The sequence below is a fragment of the Streptosporangium amethystogenes genome, assembly GCF_000721075.1.
Lineage (GTDB): Bacteria > Actinomycetota > Actinomycetes > Streptosporangiales > Streptosporangiaceae > Streptosporangium > Streptosporangium amethystogenes.
Genome location: NZ_JOEQ01000011.1, coordinates 194,185 through 209,811 on the forward strand (window position 1 = coordinate 194,185; position 15,627 = coordinate 209,811).

20 protein-coding genes are annotated in these 15,627 nt (G+C 66.4%); 12 read left to right on the top strand and 8 right to left on the bottom strand.

All coding sequences use genetic code 11. From position 1 onward, the window contains the following. Positions 1 to 171: 171 nt before the first annotated feature. From IG98_RS0118230 to IG98_RS45020, 3 genes are all read left to right on the top strand, one after another. Positions 172 to 441 (top strand): hypothetical protein, encoded by a 270-nt coding sequence (locus IG98_RS0118230; RefSeq protein WP_030913331.1) that lies wholly within the window; start codon positions 172 to 174, stop codon positions 439 to 441. After that, entirely contained in the window at positions 434 to 1,048 is a 615-nt protein-coding gene (locus IG98_RS0118235) for a DUF6879 family protein (RefSeq protein ID WP_051752378.1), read from the top strand. The genes IG98_RS0118230 and IG98_RS0118235 overlap by 8 nt, the downstream gene beginning before the upstream one ends. 63 nt (positions 1,049 to 1,111) lie before the next feature. Continuing rightward, positions 1,112 to 1,816: a DUF6082 family protein gene (locus IG98_RS45020; protein WP_245651614.1), complete on the top strand. Its 705-nt coding sequence runs from the start codon at positions 1,112 to 1,114 to the stop codon at positions 1,814 to 1,816. Positions 1,817 to 2,048: 232 nt separating this feature from the next. Here the strand turns inward: IG98_RS45020 and IG98_RS0118245 are convergent, their stop codons facing one another. Beyond that, positions 2,049 to 2,258, bottom strand: a complete 210-nt coding sequence (locus tag IG98_RS0118245) for a DUF397 domain-containing protein (RefSeq protein ID WP_030913334.1) — start codon at positions 2,256 to 2,258, stop codon at positions 2,049 to 2,051. Between the two features lie 16 nt (positions 2,259 to 2,274). After that, positions 2,275 to 3,168, bottom strand: a complete 894-nt coding sequence (locus tag IG98_RS0118250) for a helix-turn-helix domain-containing protein (protein WP_051752404.1) — start codon at positions 3,166 to 3,168, stop codon at positions 2,275 to 2,277. A gap of 351 nt (positions 3,169 to 3,519) precedes the next feature. Here IG98_RS0118250 and IG98_RS0118255 point away from each other — a divergent pair, with 351 nt between their 5' ends. Further along, entirely contained in the window at positions 3,520 to 4,065 is a 546-nt protein-coding gene (locus IG98_RS0118255) for an ATP-binding protein (RefSeq protein ID WP_051752380.1), read from the top strand. Here IG98_RS0118255 and IG98_RS0118260 read toward each other — a convergent pair. The 3 genes from IG98_RS0118260 to IG98_RS48745 are packed head-to-tail and all read right to left on the bottom strand — an operon-like array spanning position 3,979 to position 5,646. Next, a complete protein-coding gene (locus tag IG98_RS0118260) occupies positions 3,979 to 4,770 on the bottom strand; it encodes a DUF6082 family protein (protein ID WP_051752382.1) in 792 nt (263 codons plus the stop codon). The two genes, IG98_RS0118255 and IG98_RS0118260, sit on opposite strands and share 87 nt — an antisense overlap. Beyond that, positions 4,770 to 5,384, bottom strand: coding sequence for a DUF6879 family protein (locus tag IG98_RS0118265; protein WP_037970661.1), 615 nt, complete (start codon positions 5,382 to 5,384; stop codon positions 4,770 to 4,772). The genes IG98_RS0118260 and IG98_RS0118265 overlap by 1 nt, the downstream gene beginning before the upstream one ends. Then, entirely contained in the window at positions 5,377 to 5,646 is a 270-nt protein-coding gene (locus IG98_RS48745) for a hypothetical protein (protein WP_084195444.1), read from the bottom strand. Before IG98_RS48745 ends, IG98_RS0118265 begins: the two co-directional genes overlap by 8 nt. Before the next feature lie 105 nt (positions 5,647 to 5,751). On the opposite strand from IG98_RS48745, the gene IG98_RS0118270 reads away from it, so the two are divergent. Next, positions 5,752 to 6,087, top strand: coding sequence for a hypothetical protein (locus IG98_RS0118270; RefSeq protein ID WP_157594385.1), 336 nt, complete (start codon positions 5,752 to 5,754; stop codon positions 6,085 to 6,087). A gap of 323 nt (positions 6,088 to 6,410) precedes the next feature. Here IG98_RS0118270 and IG98_RS0118275 read toward each other — a convergent pair whose 3' ends face one another. Next, entirely contained in the window at positions 6,411 to 6,998 is a 588-nt protein-coding gene (locus IG98_RS0118275; RefSeq protein ID WP_157594386.1) for a hypothetical protein, read from the bottom strand. 280 nt (positions 6,999 to 7,278) lie between these two features. Between IG98_RS0118275 and IG98_RS0118280 the strand changes: the two genes are divergently transcribed. The 4 genes from IG98_RS0118280 (at position 7,279) to IG98_RS48750 (ending at position 12,581) form a co-directional block, all read left to right on the top strand. After that, complete coding sequence (locus IG98_RS0118280; RefSeq protein ID WP_030913347.1) at positions 7,279 to 7,791, top strand: RNA polymerase sigma factor; 513 nt, start codon at positions 7,279 to 7,281, stop codon at positions 7,789 to 7,791. Then, positions 7,788 to 8,834, top strand: coding sequence for a CU044_5270 family protein (locus IG98_RS0118285; RefSeq protein WP_030913349.1), 1,047 nt, complete (start codon positions 7,788 to 7,790; stop codon positions 8,832 to 8,834). Before IG98_RS0118280 ends, IG98_RS0118285 begins: the two co-directional genes overlap by 4 nt. 330 nt (positions 8,835 to 9,164) lie before the next feature. Continuing rightward, positions 9,165 to 11,966 carry a M20/M25/M40 family metallo-hydrolase gene (locus IG98_RS0118290; RefSeq protein ID WP_157594387.1) on the top strand — a complete coding sequence of 934 codons (2,802 nt, stop codon included), beginning with the start codon at positions 9,165 to 9,167 and terminating at the stop codon, positions 11,964 to 11,966. 123 nt (positions 11,967 to 12,089) lie between these two features. Further along, on the top strand, positions 12,090 to 12,581 hold the full coding sequence (locus IG98_RS48750) for an NUDIX hydrolase (protein WP_211264014.1): 492 nt from the start codon (positions 12,090 to 12,092) through the stop codon (positions 12,579 to 12,581). Here the strand turns inward: IG98_RS48750 and IG98_RS0118300 are convergent. Beyond that, positions 12,524 to 13,066: a hypothetical protein gene (locus IG98_RS0118300; RefSeq protein WP_030913356.1), complete on the bottom strand. Its 543-nt coding sequence runs from the start codon at positions 13,064 to 13,066 to the stop codon at positions 12,524 to 12,526. The genes IG98_RS48750 and IG98_RS0118300 overlap by 58 nt on opposite strands. Before the next feature lie 125 nt (positions 13,067 to 13,191). On the opposite strand from IG98_RS0118300, the gene IG98_RS0118305 reads away from it, so the two are divergent. The 3 genes from IG98_RS0118305 to IG98_RS0118315 are packed head-to-tail and all read left to right on the top strand — an operon-like array spanning position 13,192 to position 14,818. Then, a complete protein-coding gene (locus tag IG98_RS0118305; protein WP_030913358.1) occupies positions 13,192 to 13,620 on the top strand; it encodes a hypothetical protein in 429 nt (142 codons plus the stop codon). Further along, complete coding sequence (locus IG98_RS0118310; RefSeq protein WP_030913360.1) at positions 13,614 to 13,847, top strand: helix-turn-helix transcriptional regulator; 234 nt, start codon at positions 13,614 to 13,616, stop codon at positions 13,845 to 13,847. Before IG98_RS0118305 ends, IG98_RS0118310 begins: the two co-directional genes overlap by 7 nt. Beyond that, positions 13,844 to 14,818, top strand: a complete 975-nt coding sequence (locus IG98_RS0118315; protein WP_030913362.1) for an NAD(P)-dependent alcohol dehydrogenase — start codon at positions 13,844 to 13,846, stop codon at positions 14,816 to 14,818. The genes IG98_RS0118310 and IG98_RS0118315 overlap by 4 nt, the downstream gene beginning before the upstream one ends. On the opposite strand, the gene IG98_RS48755 is transcribed toward IG98_RS0118315, so the two are convergent. Further along, on the bottom strand, positions 14,779 to 15,561 hold the full coding sequence (locus IG98_RS48755) for a transposase family protein (protein WP_157594388.1): 783 nt from the start codon (positions 15,559 to 15,561) through the stop codon (positions 14,779 to 14,781). The two genes, IG98_RS0118315 and IG98_RS48755, sit on opposite strands and share 40 nt — an antisense overlap. Positions 15,562 to 15,627: the final 66 nt, after the last annotated feature.

Genomic DNA, 15,627 nt, shown 5'->3' on the forward strand with positions numbered 1-15,627 from the left:
GCGTCCGGCCTTCGCGCTGTCTGAGTCATTCGAGTTCGTTCATACCGACACGAAAAGGGGGAAATGGCTGTCAATGACATTGTGTCTGCCGTACCGTACTGTTGCTTTTCTCTTATGAGGTCACGTGAGACAGTTAACCGCCGGCACCAATGAACATCGGAGCGGACGGCTATGGATCGAGCGTGGGAAGCGGACCCTCGGACGACGTTCAAACGGCGACTGGGGAAGACCGCCGCGGAGCTGGGGAACAGCCGTACGACGAACGACTGCCCTGACATCTGGGAACTCGACAACGGTGACATCGCGATCGTGGGACGCGACCTCACCGCGGCCCTCGGGGATCGGCTTCCGCCGGACGTACGCGTAGGCAGCGATGAGCGGCTGGTGGTCATACCGGGGAACATGCTCCGCGCGGCCAAGAATGACATTCCGGATGCTTGACCGTATTCGCGATATCCCCGGCAAGGTGCTTGATCGCCCCGCTTATCATGCGCAGCGGCGGCAGGAATCGGAGCGACTTACCGGGCCGATCTGGAAACTCGAACGCTCCCAGTTCTTCCATGAGCCGGATGACGACCCGAGCTGGCAGGCGTTCGTGGCGGGTGACTGGGAGCGGGTGCTCGCGGCCTTCGAAGGCGATCGACCCGCCGCGCGAGCCGAGGCGAAAGGGTACGCGAAGCAGGGAAGCGAGTTACGGCGGCTGCGGATCGTCGAGCGCCCCGTGTCGCCGTACCTGTACTGGGAGTGCCACTGGTTCAGGATCCTCGCGGAGGAGGGTACGGCCATTCGCGTGCTCAACTCCGAGAAGGTCCGCGACCACGAACGCGAGGGACCGCTGCCCGAGCTCGTCGTCGACGAGCACGCGCTCTACCACGTCAGCTACGACGAAGAGTGGAGGGCGATCGGGGCACGGCGCATCGACGAACCACAGGTGATGCGGGAGACGATCGACGACCTCGCACGACTGTGGGCGGAGGGGCAGCCGTTCCTTGACTATTTCCAGCAGGAGATCGCGCCGTTGCCGCCTTCGGCCGCCGGCCTGAGGTAGCGACTCCGCGACATGTTACGGAGAACCGGCCGTCGCAGGGTCAATCGGCTTCTCCTGGCACTTGTGCTCCTACTGCTCGTGCTCGCGACCGTTGGCTTGATCGGTGCGTCACCGATCGCGCTCAGACTCTTCCAGGGGGCCACCGGCGAGTGGGAACGGCTGAGTTTCATCGGGCAGACGTACGGCGCGGCGTCGGCGATCCTGTCGGTGCTCGCGCTGATCGGTGTGGTGGCGACCCTTTCCTTCCAGGCACGAGAGACCAAGCTCGCCCGCGAGGAAGCGCGCCGCCAAGGGGTCGGTGACCTCCTGAAGATGGCGATGGAAGATCCCGACCTCGACGAATGCTGGGGGCCGGTACCGCCTCCGACGGATCCCAGGACGCGGAAGCAACAGCTGTACACAAATATGATCATCGCTGAGTGGGCGATGTCGTTCGAGATGAAGGCACTCCGTGAACCACGGCTGCGCCTCATCGCGAACGAGATGTTCCAGGGCCAGGTGGGGCGCTCGTACTGGCAGTCCGCGCGGGAGGCTCGCCTCTCGACCTCGGGCAGCCGCATGGAACGTCGCTTCCATGAAATCCTGGACGAGGAATACCGAAAGGCGACGCCTTCGATCCGGCAGGAGCCGCTCCGTCCAAGTGTTCACGGCGCTCCCGGTCGAATCCCGATGTGGCAACGCATTCTGTGGGCAGGCATCGGAGCCGGGACGCTTGCCCTTTCCTGTCGTCTGCTGCGTAGCGCGCGAAGGCTGCCTCCCGGTAGGTAGCGGAGCAGGCCCGACGCACTCTGGAGACGCCGTCGGTCTCGATATGGGCAGGTCATCAAGAGCCCGGACGGCGATCTCTGCGAGCAGGTCGTAGTAACAGGTTCGGTCGTCCAGTCACCTGGGAGTGCGGGTGCGGATTGCGTGCTTTCGGAGGGGAGGTTTCGGCCGTTCGCCAAGCTTCCCGACAGGACGCTTGGAGAGCGTCCTGTCGGGTTCGACGTTCTCCGGGGAGTCAGGCGAGACCGTCGAAGTGGCCGTTCTTGATGCCGGTGATGAAGGTGGTCCACTCGGTGCGGGGGAAGATGAGGGTTCCGCCGTCGCGGTTCTTGGTGTCGCGGACGGCGACGTCGTTGCCGACGAAGGCCATCTCGACGCAGCTTGGGCCGCTGCCGCTGAGGCTGCTCTTGCGCCAGCGTGCACCGGACAGATCTGGCTGCTGCATGCCCTGTTTCCTTCCTCTATCGATCTTCGCGTAGAGATGCGAGTAGCGAGGCCGTGTCGGTAGGGCTGAGCGCTACCGCGCGAAGATGCTCACAAATGTGGTTGTACTGCTGAATATCTGCCTCTTTTTCAAAGAACAGATCGCCAGCCATGCTGTCAATGTGAATTACGTCGGAGCCCTCCGCAGCGAACTTCAGGACGATGAAGCTACCGGGCATCCCAGGATGGGCTCCAGCGGAGAACGGAATGACCTGAACGGTGATGTGTGGACGTCGAGCCTGCTGGGTGAGATGCGCGAGCTGGGCGCGCATGATGGCATCGCTGCCGACCGTTCGGTGGAGAGCGGCTTGATCAATGATCGCCCACAGCCGTAGAGGCGCCTCATGCTCAAGAAGAGCCTGGCGCTGCATCCTGGCGGTGACGAAGCTGTCAACCTCTGCGTCGGAGATGGTTGGTAATACGCCTCGGATCACCGCCCGCGCATAGTCCTCGGTCTGCAGAAGACCGGGAATGAACAGCGACTCGTAGTTGATGGCCTGTTGGGCCTCGGCTTCCAGGCCGATGTAGGCGCTGTACTTGTCGGGGAGGTCTGCTTCGAGGCCATGCAGCCATCCGCGCTGCTTGGCCTCCTTCTGTAACGTCACCAGGTCGGTGCGCTGACTGCCGGTGACACCATAGGCGTCGAGCAGGGCGTTGAGTGTCCGGAGCTGCGGCTTGGTCTTAGCTGTTTCGATCCGGTGGAGCGTGGCGAGGTTGACGTCGGTCTTCTCGGTCACCTCGGCCTGGGACAGTCCGGCCTCCTGGCGGAGGCGGCGCAGTTCGGCTGCCAGACGCCGCAGACGCACCGTTGGCGGTTGACGCTTGGTACGCGGCAGGGGTGCAACTGCTCCCAACTCATCCTTCTCCTGCATCTTTGGCACCTCTCTGGACTATGCGGGCAGTGTAAGTTCCTGCATTGCATTTACTCATGGTGATGGTGCATGCTCTCTCCGTAAGCCTTCCAGGCGGGCTCCCCGCTGGAAGGCGAAACGCAGGATTTCCCCAGACGGCCGGGCGGGCGATCTTCCCTCCCGAGGCGGCCCACCCCGTACCGGGTGTCCGTCCGGCCTCAGTGGTACGACCGGCGACACATCTGCGACGCTCCCCGGCCGTACTTCCCGTAGGACCGGCACCGTGCCCCCGTCCCCCGTGGGGAAGCGCGGCGTCCCCGGCTGCGAACGGTGCCGGTCCTATGCCCGACGTACTGACCAGGAGCGGGTGAAATGACCGGTGCCATCAGCAGCACGCAGTACCTCAAACTCTCCGTCTTCCCGACCTCGCCCTACTACGCCCGGGTGCACGTCCGGCGCGTACTGGAGAGCTGGCACCGGGACGACCTGATCGAGACCGCCCAGCTCATCGCCTCCGAGCTGGTCTCCAACGCGATCACCGCGCACACCGCGTGCCCCGACGCCGCCAAGGCGATCCCGTACGCCGACCCCGACCAGATCTGGATGGACCTCTACCGGATGGGCGAGACCATCGTGCTCCGCGTCTGGGACGCCAGCCCGCTCACCCCGGTCGTCCGCGACCCCACCCCCGACGACGAACACGGCCGCGGCCTCCACCTCGTCGATCTCCTCGCCGCCGACTGGGGCTACTACCGCCCCACCCCCGGCGGCAAAATCGTCTGGTGCACCCTGACTCCGGACTCCGGACCAACGTCCGGAGAGCCGAAGGGCTCACCCGGTCAGGGACCTGGGAGAGGGCCGGGAGCGGGTCAGCCGCCTTACCGCAGATGCGACGACGGCCAGCAAGCCCAGAAGTAGGAAGATCCGGCCTACCGGATGAGTGAGGTGCTTCATCATCGAGGCGCCGGTGGGAGGGCTCTGCGAACTGGACCGGAGAGCACCCCGGGGCGGGGCGGGAGCCGTACGGTAGACCTCGTCGAGGATCCGGTTGAAGCGTCGTTCCCGCCGGGTTCCGGCGCTCAGCGTCCGCCTTTCCCTGACATCGGTCCAGAACTTCCAGTCGATGGGGCCGGACAGCACAACGCTGGAAACCGCGCGCAGGTGTGCTTCGGTGATGGAGCGGAGCTCCCACATCATCAGCCAGTGGTTGACGATCATGTTGACGTACATGTGCGCGCGTTGCGCGTCGGTGTCCTCCGAGGTGAAGAAGGCGCCCCAGGAGGCCCGGTACAGCGGGTCCTCCATGGCCATCCGCATCAGGTCACCATGGAGAGCCCGCAAGGTCTGCTCGCGGTTGGCCTTGCTCTCGCGCGCCTGGAGGATCAGCGACACCGTCACGCCCATCAGCGCGAACACGGCGAGCACTGCGGACGCGGCCCCGTAGGTCTGGCCGATGTCGCTCAGCCTGCCCCAGTCGGTGACCTGGTCGTTCAGCAGGGTGAGGAAGAGCGGGGAGAGCACCACGAAGCCGGGTACCGCCAGCACCGTTACGAGGAGCAAGGTGATGGTGAGAAAGCGGCGCCCGCCGTCGGACATGGTGTTGAGCAGGCGCCGGCCTCGCATTACCGGGACTCGTGGGTGGCGTCCGATAACGGGGGAGGGAGCGCGGCCCGGTCCCGGTCCAGGAAGGTGAGCAGGTCCTCGCCTCGGGCGAAGAGGTCTTCGACGTCGTGCCTGCAGGACTCGATCAGAGCGGGGTCTGAGATCTTGCGGGCGCCGCTGAGGGTGCCGCTCTGGTCGTAGACGACCTCGTACATCACCGACGAGCCCAGGATGACCAGCTCGGGCAGGGGCCGCCGGCCTTGGCCCAGTGCTTCGGTGTCCAGGACCCGAATCCGCTCTCCGGCCTGTGCCCTGAGCCGGATGAAGTGCAGCTCCCAGCGCAGGTAGGGGGTGTACGGCCGGGTCACGAGGCGGAGGCGGTGCATTGGGAAGCCCGGGGAGTCCAGGATCGGGGCCTGGATCTCCGTCGAGGTCTCGTCGATGATGCGCAGCGCCTCGTGCCAGTCTCCCCGGTCAAGCGCCTGCCAGCTGGGGTTGCGCGGTTCCCTGAACGACTGGCGGCATTCGAGCTTCCAGAACACCCCCTCCAGCTTCTGGAAGTACGGCCAGAAGTCCGAGAGGTATTCGTCGGCGCTGAGCTTCTCCGACTGATATCCCGTTAGATGATCAAGCATCTGGTATATCCCGTTTAGCGGAAATGAGTTGGTTTCTGGGAATGACCACGAGACGCTCATCGTGGGTGAGACTCACCCCGTCGGGGAGCCGATTTCGGTACGAGTCGGTGAGGTCGCGGCCGATGACGGCGATGTCGCCGTTGGAGAGTTCCCAGATATCAGGACAGTCCGGGCTGGCCGTTGTGTTGCCGAGTTCCTGTGCGGACTTCCCCAGCCGTCTGCGCAGCTCGGCGCTTGGATCGGCCTCCCACGGACGGGACATCGCCCACCTCGTTTCGCCCGCTGCCCTCGGAGTTCTCGACGCCCCGAGTTTTACACGCCATCCCTGACCGGGCAACGACCCTTGCCGCCCATCCACTGGATGATCATGGTCGACGCTCCAGGCCGCAAGGAGGCGGCGCGGGCAAGGGCACTTCGGTGGATGGCATTGGAGTTGGAGACCGGAGTCCGTCACCTGATCCTCGATCGCCGCCAGGATGCGCAGAACGCGGCGGACCGGCGAGTCCTCGGCGGACCGGCAGGGCGACCGCCCCGATTCACCCTGGAGCGTCGGAGTCCGGCCGACGAACCGCTGCTCTGGCCGGCGGACATCGTGGTGGGAGCGGCGGCGGCCCAGGTATTGGGCCGCACTTCCGTCTACGTGGACATGCTGGGAGAGGTGCTGAGGTCGGTGAGTGTCGACAGGCCCGAAGGGGGCGGTTAAAACGCGATGGCCGGGTGCCCGTCATGCGGCGGGAAGCCCGGCCTCACTTCGCGGTTCGTACCCGACCGCGCATTACCCATCGTAGTTGCGTCGTCGCTCCTGTCGATCGCTATCGAATATCGCGCCAGTTGGCAGCCAAGTGGCAGCCAGGTGGCAGAAGCGGCTCAACCTCGCCGAGGGCGGATTTCCTGCCGGCCTGTGGCTGCGGAGCTGTCTGCCGTCGAACGTGGTGGTCGATCCGCATCGGGCGTTCGGGCAGCCGATCTTCGTGGAGACGTTCCGGACGCACGGAGTCGACGTGCTGGATCAGCTCCTGAACGGCGTTACGACGGGGTGTCTTTTTCGCCGCGGAGCACCCGGAGTGCCTCCTCGGCCCGATTCTGGGCCTCCTGATGCGTCAAGCCGTCCACGGAGGCGACGAAGGAGACGAAGACGTCCCTGTCGGGGGCCTTGAAGCTGAAGGTGTCTCCCAGCGAGGGGAAGATTCTGCGCGTGAGTTCCATCGTGGACGCGGTGATCTTCTCGTTGGGAGTACTGTCCCCGCCGATTGCCGAGAGCATGCCGAACCATGCGCCGAGGCGCCACGTCAGGGCCTTGGCGAAGGCGATGTTGAACGGAATCCCCACGATGGGAATGGAGCCGACGAGCTTGTCCCAGAGCAGGTCCTGGGCGAGGAAGGGAATGTTCGGCTTCAGGTATTCCTTGGCGGCCTCCGCGGTGATGTGGCCCCTGCCGTAGATGCTCCGTACGTCGTTCCACAGGTCGATGTAGAACGGAATCGCGATCACGTCGACGACCAGGTTCGCTCCGCCGCCGAAGAACCCGCTCGCACCCTGCGCCAACACGTTTCCCGTCGCGAGGGTGCTGGTTCTTTCGTAAACCCGCGCGGCGCGCTCCTCTTTTTCTTTCATGTTCCCTTCCGATTTTTCGTGTCCTGCCAGATGGAATGAGGCCGGGGGGCTGGCCGTACCGAGTGTAGAACGAGGATTGATTCCCGTTTCCCGGGGCGATGGCCGCTCCGCGGGCTGTTGTCCCCGGCGCGTGCCGCAGGGACCTGACGGTGTCCCTCATCCCTTGGTATGGCATCCGAACGACAGGGCCAGTAGGGCGAACTGCCCGCGGCGAGCTGCCACATTTCAAAAGGTGCCGGACATGTACCAGGTGTCCGGCACCTTTCGGCAAGGAGACCTTGTGACACACCGAGATCGCTTCGAAGCGGTCTATGACGCGTACTACCCGGCGATACACCAGTACGCCGCCCGCCGCACCGGTTCGCCCGACGACACGGCCGACGTCATCTCCGAGACGTTCCTCATCGCCTGGCGGCGCATCGACGATGTGCCCGAGGGCGAGAAGGCGCTGCTGTGGCTGTACGGGGTGGCCCGCCGGGTGCTGGCCAACCGGCAGCGCGGCGATTTCCGCAGGGCTGTACTCGCTGAACGGCTGCGTGCGGAACTGGCCGCCGACCGGCCGGTCAGGCCGGTCGATCTGGAGCATGTCCGCGCTGCCTTCGACGAGTTGCCGGAGCGTGACCGCGAGGTCTTGGCGCTGGCCTGCTGGGAGGGCCTGACCAGCCAGCGGATCGCCAAAGTTGTGGGATGCACGGCCATTGCCGCCCGGACCCGGCTGCATCGGGCGCGCAAGCGGATGGCGGCGGCGCTGGAGCGGCAGGCGTCCTTGACAATCGCGATGGGGGAAGCATGAGTGACATCGACAACCTGGTAAGAGCCATTGACCCGGCACCACACGCGCCGGATCAGGGGCCCGGCGCGCGCGAACTGCGTGAGTCGATCATGGCGACCCAGGCAGGCCGGCACCGGACGGCCCGGCGTCTGCCGTGGCGGGCCTGTGCTCTCGGGCTCGCCGCGGCCGCGGCCGCGACCGCGGTCTTCCTTGGCCAGGTCGCCCCCACTGCAGCGCCCTATCCCGTGGCCACACCCGGCGGCACCACCCTGTCGGGTACCTCGATCCTGCTGGCCGCCGCCGCCAAGGCCGAAGCCGCCTCCGAAGGGGCCTACTGGCACCTCAAGCGGCTGTACGCGGGGTCGCGGCCTGGGCCGTACGGCAAGAACGGCGACACCTACTACCTGGAAACCTCCAACCTCTCGGAGACGTGGGTGGCCAAGGACGGCCGAACCTGGATCGGCCACAGGCAACTGGCCGCACGCCCCATGGACCCGGAGGCATGGCGCCGGGACGGCTCGCCGGCCGAATGGCCGATGGGGCCGGACGGCGGCGTCTACTCCACCTCCCCCGGCGAGAGCACGTTCTTCCAGAACAAGAGGAAGCAGAGGCTCTACTGGAGTGCCATGCCCATGACCTTGAAGGAGATCGAGGCGCTGCCCGCCGACCCTGAAGTGCTGAAGAAGCGGGCCGCTGAGGCGATCCGTAGCGATCAGGATTTCGCCGGTTCGGTGGAGGAGGGCCTGCCGCGCACCCTGGCCTCGCTCCTGTACGAACTGCCCGCCTCCCCACAGGTGCGCGGCGCCGCCTACCGGGCGCTGGCGACGCTGCCCGCGGTGCGGGTCGAAGGCCAGAGCACCGACCCGCAGGGGCGCTCGGGTGTCGCCGTGACCTTCCCGATACAGGGGGACCGAACCCCTCAGATCAGGCTGATCATTGACCCCGACACCTCCAAGGTGCTGACCTTCGAAGTCACCGGCATGCCGCAGAAGGGCGACCGGGTCAACGTGGTGCTGGAGTCCGGTTGGACCGACACCAGGCCATCCCCGCCCTCGACCGGGTGACGGCCACCGGGCCGGCCGGCGTGCGCGATCACCCGACCGGCCGGCCCGGATACATCCACCCCCGGTGAGGGGGCGTACCTGTCCGGATCGATCCTGCTGAGACCACCTCATTGACAAGCTTGGGAAGGGCCTGAAAGGGTCTCGCGTACAACGAAGATCATCCGACGTTTTTGGGTCTGACCATTCAGGGAGATCGCGGTGACGCGGAAGAAGCCTCTTGCGCTGACACTTGGCGTGTCATTGCTCCTGTCCACGGGGGTAGCGGCTAACGCGTCCGCGACCAGCTCCGGCGAGGAGCGCTTCCAACCGGGTGTCACCTACGATCTGTCGGTGACCGACGCCGAGCGCGACGCGATCCACGCGGAAGTCGAGGCGTTGGCTGGACGCGTCAACAGCGCGCGGGCGGGGGACGGCACCTACGACCCGCTCAGTCTGATCGGGGCGATGCTGGACGGGTCGAGCTACGACTCCATCTCCCGAGGCGGCACGGCCGCGACGGCGTACCCCTTCCCGGTCAGCAACACCGAAGCCAACCAGAACGAGTACGACCGCAAGGTCGCCAAGCTCGCCTGGGTGGTCAAGCTGGCCACCGACCTGGGTTTCCCGGTGGTCGTCCAACGCCAGCCCGACAAGTACGTCTACGCGGAGATCGGTGACCCGGACGCCCCGGAGATGGTCATGGCGTTGAGCCACCTCGACTCGCCGACGGCTTCCGTCTCGCCGGCCCAGCTGGCGCGCTGGCGAAACGCCGATGGCAACCTCGGCACTCCTGGTGCGTACCACTCGCCCTATGTCCGGGACGGCTGGGTCTACGGGGCGGGCGTGCAGGACGACAGCGGTCCGACGCTGGCGACGCTGCTCGCGGCCAAGGCGCTGCTCAAGGCGGGGTTGCCCCTCGACCGACGCATCCGCATCGTCATGGGAATCTACGAAGACGGCGGTCCCGGCACGCCCTCGACGACGAACACCGCCACCTTCCAGTCCATCCCGTACAACTCGAACCCGAGCTTCTACGACAACTGGGCCTACAAGAACCTCAACCGGGAGGAGGTCCCGATCGCGGCCTACACCTCCGACTCGCGGTTCCCGGTCATCGTCGGCAACTCCGGATCGGTGACCCCGTCGGTGTCGATGAGCTTGTCCGCAGACAGTGCCAAGGCCTTCCGGCTGACGGATGCCACAGCCGGCGTCACCTTGCGTGAAGGCGATCCGACGCTCAAGGACATCGCCTACGGCAGCACCACGCAGATCGCCTCCCGGGCGATCTTCACCCTCGACGTGGCGGGGGCCGGCTCCGCCGAGCGCGACCGATTCGTAGCGGCGATCACCGCCGCCGCGACCACGAAGGGTTGGCTCCCGGCTGCTCCCCGCACCACCCCCAAGGTGCAGACCATGATCACCGGCGACTCGCTCACGCTGGAGATCAACACCGATGTGGCGATGGAGATGCCGACCCCGCAGTACGGCAGGAACGCCGTCGTGTGGGGGATGTTCCTCCTCTCCAAGGGACTCGGCGCACTGGGGACCACGGCCGCCGACATGCAATTGAAGAAAGCCGCCGACGGCATCGCCGACCTGTTCTTCCGCGACGGTGTCGAAGGCGAAGCCTATATCGGCAAGTACATGGGCATCCCGGCGAGCCTGTTGCGCAACCCGAGCAACGGCACCCCGAACCTGACCTTTGCCCTCATGGGAGGCATCAATTCGGAGACCCCGACGAGCTTTTACCCGGACGCCTCCGGAAGCCTCAGCATGCCGATGTACGTGCGCAGCATGCACGTCACCGCGGCTGACTCCAGCCAGGCAACGGCGGCGGTCACGGCCGCCTTCCAGGCGAAGGGGTTCACCATCGGCAACCTCGGCTCGCCCGTCGGCGCCGGGTTGTACGTCACTCACGACAACCCGCTGACGGCTCTTCAGTTCGGGAGCTACCAAGCCTCGATCAACCGCAACCCGGAGAAGTTCGCGGATCCGTATTCCCTCAGGGACGTGGTCTATCCGCAGGGCACGACCGGCGGCACCCTGGCCGGCAACTTCCGCAACAAGATGACCGCCTTCGGCGCGGTGATCCCGGGTAACGAGCGCTGGTGGCACACGGCCAACGAGCGGATGAAGGTCGACTCGGCAGTGCAGATGACCAAGATGATGGCCGACGGCATGCTGGAGATGGCCCGGTACTCCGGGCCCGCCGGTGCCAAGTTCATGTGGGCGAGCATCCCGGGGCTGAACTCCGACCGGGCGGACCTCGACCTGCTCGACGTCACGATCGGAACCTACAAGGACGCGTCGGCCGCTGTCGGCACGAGCCGGTTGGGCACCCAGGCCCTGCTCGGCGCCACCTCGTTCAACATCCCGATGTGGAACGGGCGCGGCAACTCGGCTCCGACGGCCTCGGCTTTCGCGCTGGGGCACGCCCCGGGAGGGGTCTACCTGCCCCTGACCGACACCGAGTACCTGAACACCACGTACGTGTCGCCGATGCGCTTGGAGTTCAAGGTGGAGCGCCCCGGCCACATGTCGGACGCGGCTTGGGCGAAGTTCGTGGCCGGTGGCTACGGCGACTTCCGGTTCAACATTCTCGTCGGCGACGCGGTTGTGCCGCTGGCCGTTCCTGCGGGGCAGAGTGCGGACAAGTACTTCTCCTCGCGCATCTCGGCCAACAACCCCGACGCCATCTACCTGTCGGTCAACCTCGCGATCACCGATGCCCCGTACGCCGGGGTGCAGGCCGTCCTCGCGGATTCCAAGACGGACCTGTACACGGTCAATCCGACGTACCTGGCCTCGAACCCGGATCCGTTCCCCGGGCGCGGAGCCATCGAACAACGGGGCTTCTTCCTGTTCGGTGATGGGCACAAGAACGCGGAGTTCTCTTCGCCCGACGCGGTCTACGTGACAGTCGCCAACGCGGTCACCGACGCCGAGCCGTCGGCGGTGGTGAAGAAGTTGAAGGGCAACAAGAACGAGTTGACCATCACGGTGAAGCAGACCCACATCGACGGCAGCGAGTCTCCTGTGACGGCCACGTTCACCATCAACAACAACGCCGCCGGCACTTACACCGTCGGCGATTACAAGGTATACGTCGAAACCAAGGGCAACACCCAGGTGCGGTCGATCTCCATCGTGTGACGCGTGTGAACCGGAAGTTCAGCGCGCGCACGAGAGGGCATGCGCGGCGGCAGGATGCCTCGACTCGGTCGTCAAGCCGAATAGGGGCTCGGCGGTGAGAAGAAGCAGAGCCTCGCTCCCGCGTTGGAACTGCTGGACGATGGCACGGACCTCATGACCCGCGACGAGTTCCGTGGCCACGCGACCGCCGCCGCGATCCTCGCCGACCCAGACGGGCGGATCCTGGACATCCGCCACCTCGCCCTGGACTGCTGGCTGCCGCCCGGTGGTCACCTGGAGGCATCCGACGCCACCCTCTTGGACGCGGCCCTGCGCGAGCTCGCCGAGGAGACCGGCATCCCCGCCGCCGTCACCCCGGCCGGGAGGCGTCCCCTCCACCTCGACATCCACCCCATCCCCGCCAACCCGGCCAAGGGCGAACCGGACCACCGGCACATCGACTTCCGGTTTCTCTTCCGTACCGCCACCGAGGTCGGCCGACTCCAGACCGAAGAGATCACCGCCGCCGCCTGGCGCGAGCCCGACAGTATCGGCGGACCGCACTCTGAGACAACGCGTCACCCAGGCACTTCGTTGAGACCCCTCGGCTGGATGCGCTGCCCTCGAAGGTGTTGAGGTGTCCGGTCGGCGACCACCTCGCGACACCGGCCGCGGACGATGAGCGCGGGGCCGGCGAAGACCTCCTGTAGCAGGTCGAAGTCCGGGTGGAAGCTGAGGCCGTCCTCCTCGTCGAGGACGATCGCGACCATCCCCATCTGGGTGAAGCCGGGATCGGGCAGGTCGGGCTCCGTCCAAGGGCCGCTCTTGCTCCCGGCCCGCTCGTAGTCGTGCCGGTAGAAGGCGAGCACCTTCTCTTTCACCTCGTCTCCCGGCACGACGATCAGGTCGCCTCCGCAGAGGTCGATGAAGGATTCGCGTTGGGCGGTCTGAATCTCGCGGGCCTTGGCGAGTTTCTCGGGGTTGATGAAGATCAGCGTTGGACTCCTCAGCCGCAGGTCTCGTACGCCTGCGAGGGCGGCGGAGGCGACCTCGGCGGGGAAGGCCGTCGATGCTCCGCTGATCATCCAGTCGTCACCTACGGGGACGATGCCGCCGATCATGACGACGCCCGGAGTGAGCTGTTCGACGCCTGCCGGGCCCCATGGCCGAGTCGGGGCCTGCCTTCGTGGGCAGAGTGATGTAAAGAATAGTAGACACAGGGTCGACTTTGTTTTACATTTCCGTCATGGCAGTAGAAGAGAAGAGTGCGTGGATCATGCTGATGGTCTCGGTCGTCGCGTACACGGCCTACCTGGTCGTCGTCCTCGGGAGCGTGGGAGACGGCCCGCTGGCCGAGGCGCCGTACGTGTCGCCGCTGCTGTGGAGCGTCGGCGGAGCGATCGTGGCCGGGGTCGTGCTGAACATCATGGCCGGCGCCGTCGTGCCCAAGGGGGCGCGCAGGAAGGACCAGCGCGACCGGGAGATCAACCAGTTCGGCGAGTTCGTCGGCCAGTCGTTCACCGTCATCGGCGGCGTGACGGCGATGGCCATGGCGCTGGTGGAGTTCGACTACTTCTGGATCGCGAACGTCATCTACCTGGGGTTCGTCCTGTCGGCCATTCTCGGGTCGATCGCGAAGATCTTCGCCTACCGCAGGGGCTTCCACCCGTGGTGAAGCCGACCCGGGTCACGAACTCGATCCGCTCCCTCCGGTTCGCACAGGGCGAGATGACCCAGGCGGAGTTGGCGGAGCGGGTCGGCGTGACCCGGCAGACCATCATCGCCATCGAGCAGGGCCGCTACTCGCCCTCCCTGGAGATGGCCTTCCAGATCGCCAGAGTGTTCGGCGCCCCGCTCGACGACGTGTTCCAGTATCCGGACAGTCAGGAGAAGACATCATGAAGGCAATCGTTCAAGACAGGTACGGTTCACCCGACGTACTGAAATTAGAGGACATCGACCGGCCGACTCCCGGGGACGACGACGTGCTCGTGGAGGTGTACGCGGCCGGGGTCGAGCAGGGCGTCGTCCACCTCATGACCGGCCTCGCGTACGCGGTGCGGCTGGTCTTCGGGCTCCGCGCGCCCCGAGACCGCGTCCGGGGCCGCGAACTCGCCGGGCGCGTCGAAGCGGTCGGGAAGAACGTGACCCGCTTCCGGCCGGGCGACGAGGTCTTCGGCATCGGCGAGGGCACCTTCGCCGAGTACGCGTGCGCCCGCGAGCGCAAGCTCGCCCGCAAACCGGCGAACCTCACGTTCGAGCAGGCCGCGGCCGTCGTCATCTCGGCGATCACGGCTCTCCAGGCGATCCGCGACGCCGGTGAGGTCAAGCCCGGTCAGAAGGTGCTCGTCACCGGCGCCGGAGGCGGCGTGGGGACGTTCGCGGTGCAACTGGCCAAGGCGTTCGGCACCGAGGTCACCGGCGTGTGCAGTACGGCGAAGACGGACCTGGTCCGGTCGATCGGCGCCGACCACGTCATCGACTACACGCGCGAGGACTTCACCCAGGGCGGGCGCCGTTACGACCTCATCCTCGACCTGGCCGGCAACCGCCCGCTGGCCCGCCTGCGGCGCGCCCTCACGCCTCGCGGCACTCTCGTCCTCGCAGGCGGCGAGGACGGCGGGAAGTGGCTCGGCGGCATGGAACGTTCCCTCGGCGCGGTCATGTTGTCGCCGTTCGTCGGCCAGCGGCTCCGCATGATGCTGGCGCGGGAGCGGGGGGAGGACCTCGATCTCCTGAGGGAGTTCGCCGAGGCGGGGACGATCACGCCGGCCATCGGCGGAACGTATCCGCTGAGCGAGGTCCCCGAGGCGATGCGGCAGTTGATCGCCGGTCACGCGCGCGGCAAGCTGGTCATCGCCGTACGAGAGTGAGAAACCGGCCGTGCCTCCGGTCTGTACGGAGGTGTTGTCCGAGTGCTCGCCGAGGCGGCGCGGGCTAGGGGCGAGGCCGGTCCAGGTCGAACGTCACGCCGACCAGCGGCCTCGGGGCCTTGGGCAGCTCCCGCAGGTCGCGGACCGAGCTGAGCCGGTCCACATGGCCGCGCCTTGCGCAGCCGGTTCAGGTCGGGTCGACGCCACCAGAGGAAAAGTAGCTGTGAGTGATCGGCTACAGCATCTCGGCGGACGACATCGGTCACATATCCGCTGATCGCCGCGTCCAGCGTGTCGGCGTCCACCTCGGCCAGGACCCGGCGGAAGGTCCGCTCGCTGGGCACGATGAACCGGTCGGTGAACGGATCGTGGTAGGCGCCCAGCCGCTTCAACACCGCTTGCGAGGTCCGGGCGGCCCACTGCCGGATCGCCGCCACGCTGTCGCCGCCGACCACGAGCGTCGCGCACGCGGTCAACGTCAAGATGACCACCAGCGGATGCCGCAGCCCGCACGCCGAGCGCTGATCCGGCACCGCCGCCAGTCGGCGCATCAACGCTGATTCCACCACGACCGGATCAGCTGTCAGCTCCGCTTCCCATAACGCCAGGTCGGTGAGCTGGTCAAGAAGAGGGACGCAGCAGGAGCTGGTCGGGGAAGATGGGAACACGAGTGCGACTCCTGCGGCGATTTTCGGATTTGAGACCTGAAAGATCAGCAGAAGTCGCGCTCTTCCGTCTTCCACCTGGCCAAACGCTCAACGTCGCCATACCGCATCAGAACCCAGGAACGCCGGGGCCCTGCACGCTTA

Excerpts from the sequence above, each read along its gene's own strand:
- IG98_RS0118230 (WP_030913331.1), top strand. The coding sequence starts at position 172 with ATGGATCGAGCGTGGGAAGCGGACCCTCGGACGACGTTCAAACGGCGA.
- IG98_RS0118235 (WP_051752378.1), top strand. The coding sequence starts at position 434 with ATGCTTGACCGTATTCGCGATATCCCCGGCAAGGTGCTTGATCGCCCC.
- IG98_RS0118245 (WP_030913334.1), bottom strand. The coding sequence starts at position 2,258 with ATGCAGCAGCCAGATCTGTCCGGTGCACGCTGGCGCAAGAGCAGCCTC.
- IG98_RS0118250 (WP_051752404.1), bottom strand. The coding sequence starts at position 3,168 with ATGCAGGAGAAGGATGAGTTGGGAGCAGTTGCACCCCTGCCGCGTACC.
- IG98_RS0118255 (WP_051752380.1), top strand. The coding sequence starts at position 3,520 with ATGACCGGTGCCATCAGCAGCACGCAGTACCTCAAACTCTCCGTCTTC.
- IG98_RS0118260 (WP_051752382.1), bottom strand. The coding sequence starts at position 4,770 with ATGCGAGGCCGGCGCCTGCTCAACACCATGTCCGACGGCGGGCGCCGC.
- IG98_RS0118265 (WP_037970661.1), bottom strand. The coding sequence starts at position 5,384 with ATGCTTGATCATCTAACGGGATATCAGTCGGAGAAGCTCAGCGCCGAC.
- IG98_RS48745 (WP_084195444.1), bottom strand. The coding sequence starts at position 5,646 with ATGTCCCGTCCGTGGGAGGCCGATCCAAGCGCCGAGCTGCGCAGACGG.
- IG98_RS0118270 (WP_157594385.1), top strand. The coding sequence starts at position 5,752 with ATGGTCGACGCTCCAGGCCGCAAGGAGGCGGCGCGGGCAAGGGCACTT.
- IG98_RS0118275 (WP_157594386.1), bottom strand. The coding sequence starts at position 6,998 with ATGAAAGAAAAAGAGGAGCGCGCCGCGCGGGTTTACGAAAGAACCAGC.
- IG98_RS0118285 (WP_030913349.1), top strand. The coding sequence starts at position 7,788 with ATGAGTGACATCGACAACCTGGTAAGAGCCATTGACCCGGCACCACAC.
- IG98_RS0118300 (WP_030913356.1), bottom strand. The coding sequence starts at position 13,066 with ATGATCGGCGGCATCGTCCCCGTAGGTGACGACTGGATGATCAGCGGA.
- IG98_RS0118305 (WP_030913358.1), top strand. The coding sequence starts at position 13,192 with ATGGCAGTAGAAGAGAAGAGTGCGTGGATCATGCTGATGGTCTCGGTC.
- IG98_RS0118315 (WP_030913362.1), top strand. The coding sequence starts at position 13,844 with ATGAAGGCAATCGTTCAAGACAGGTACGGTTCACCCGACGTACTGAAA.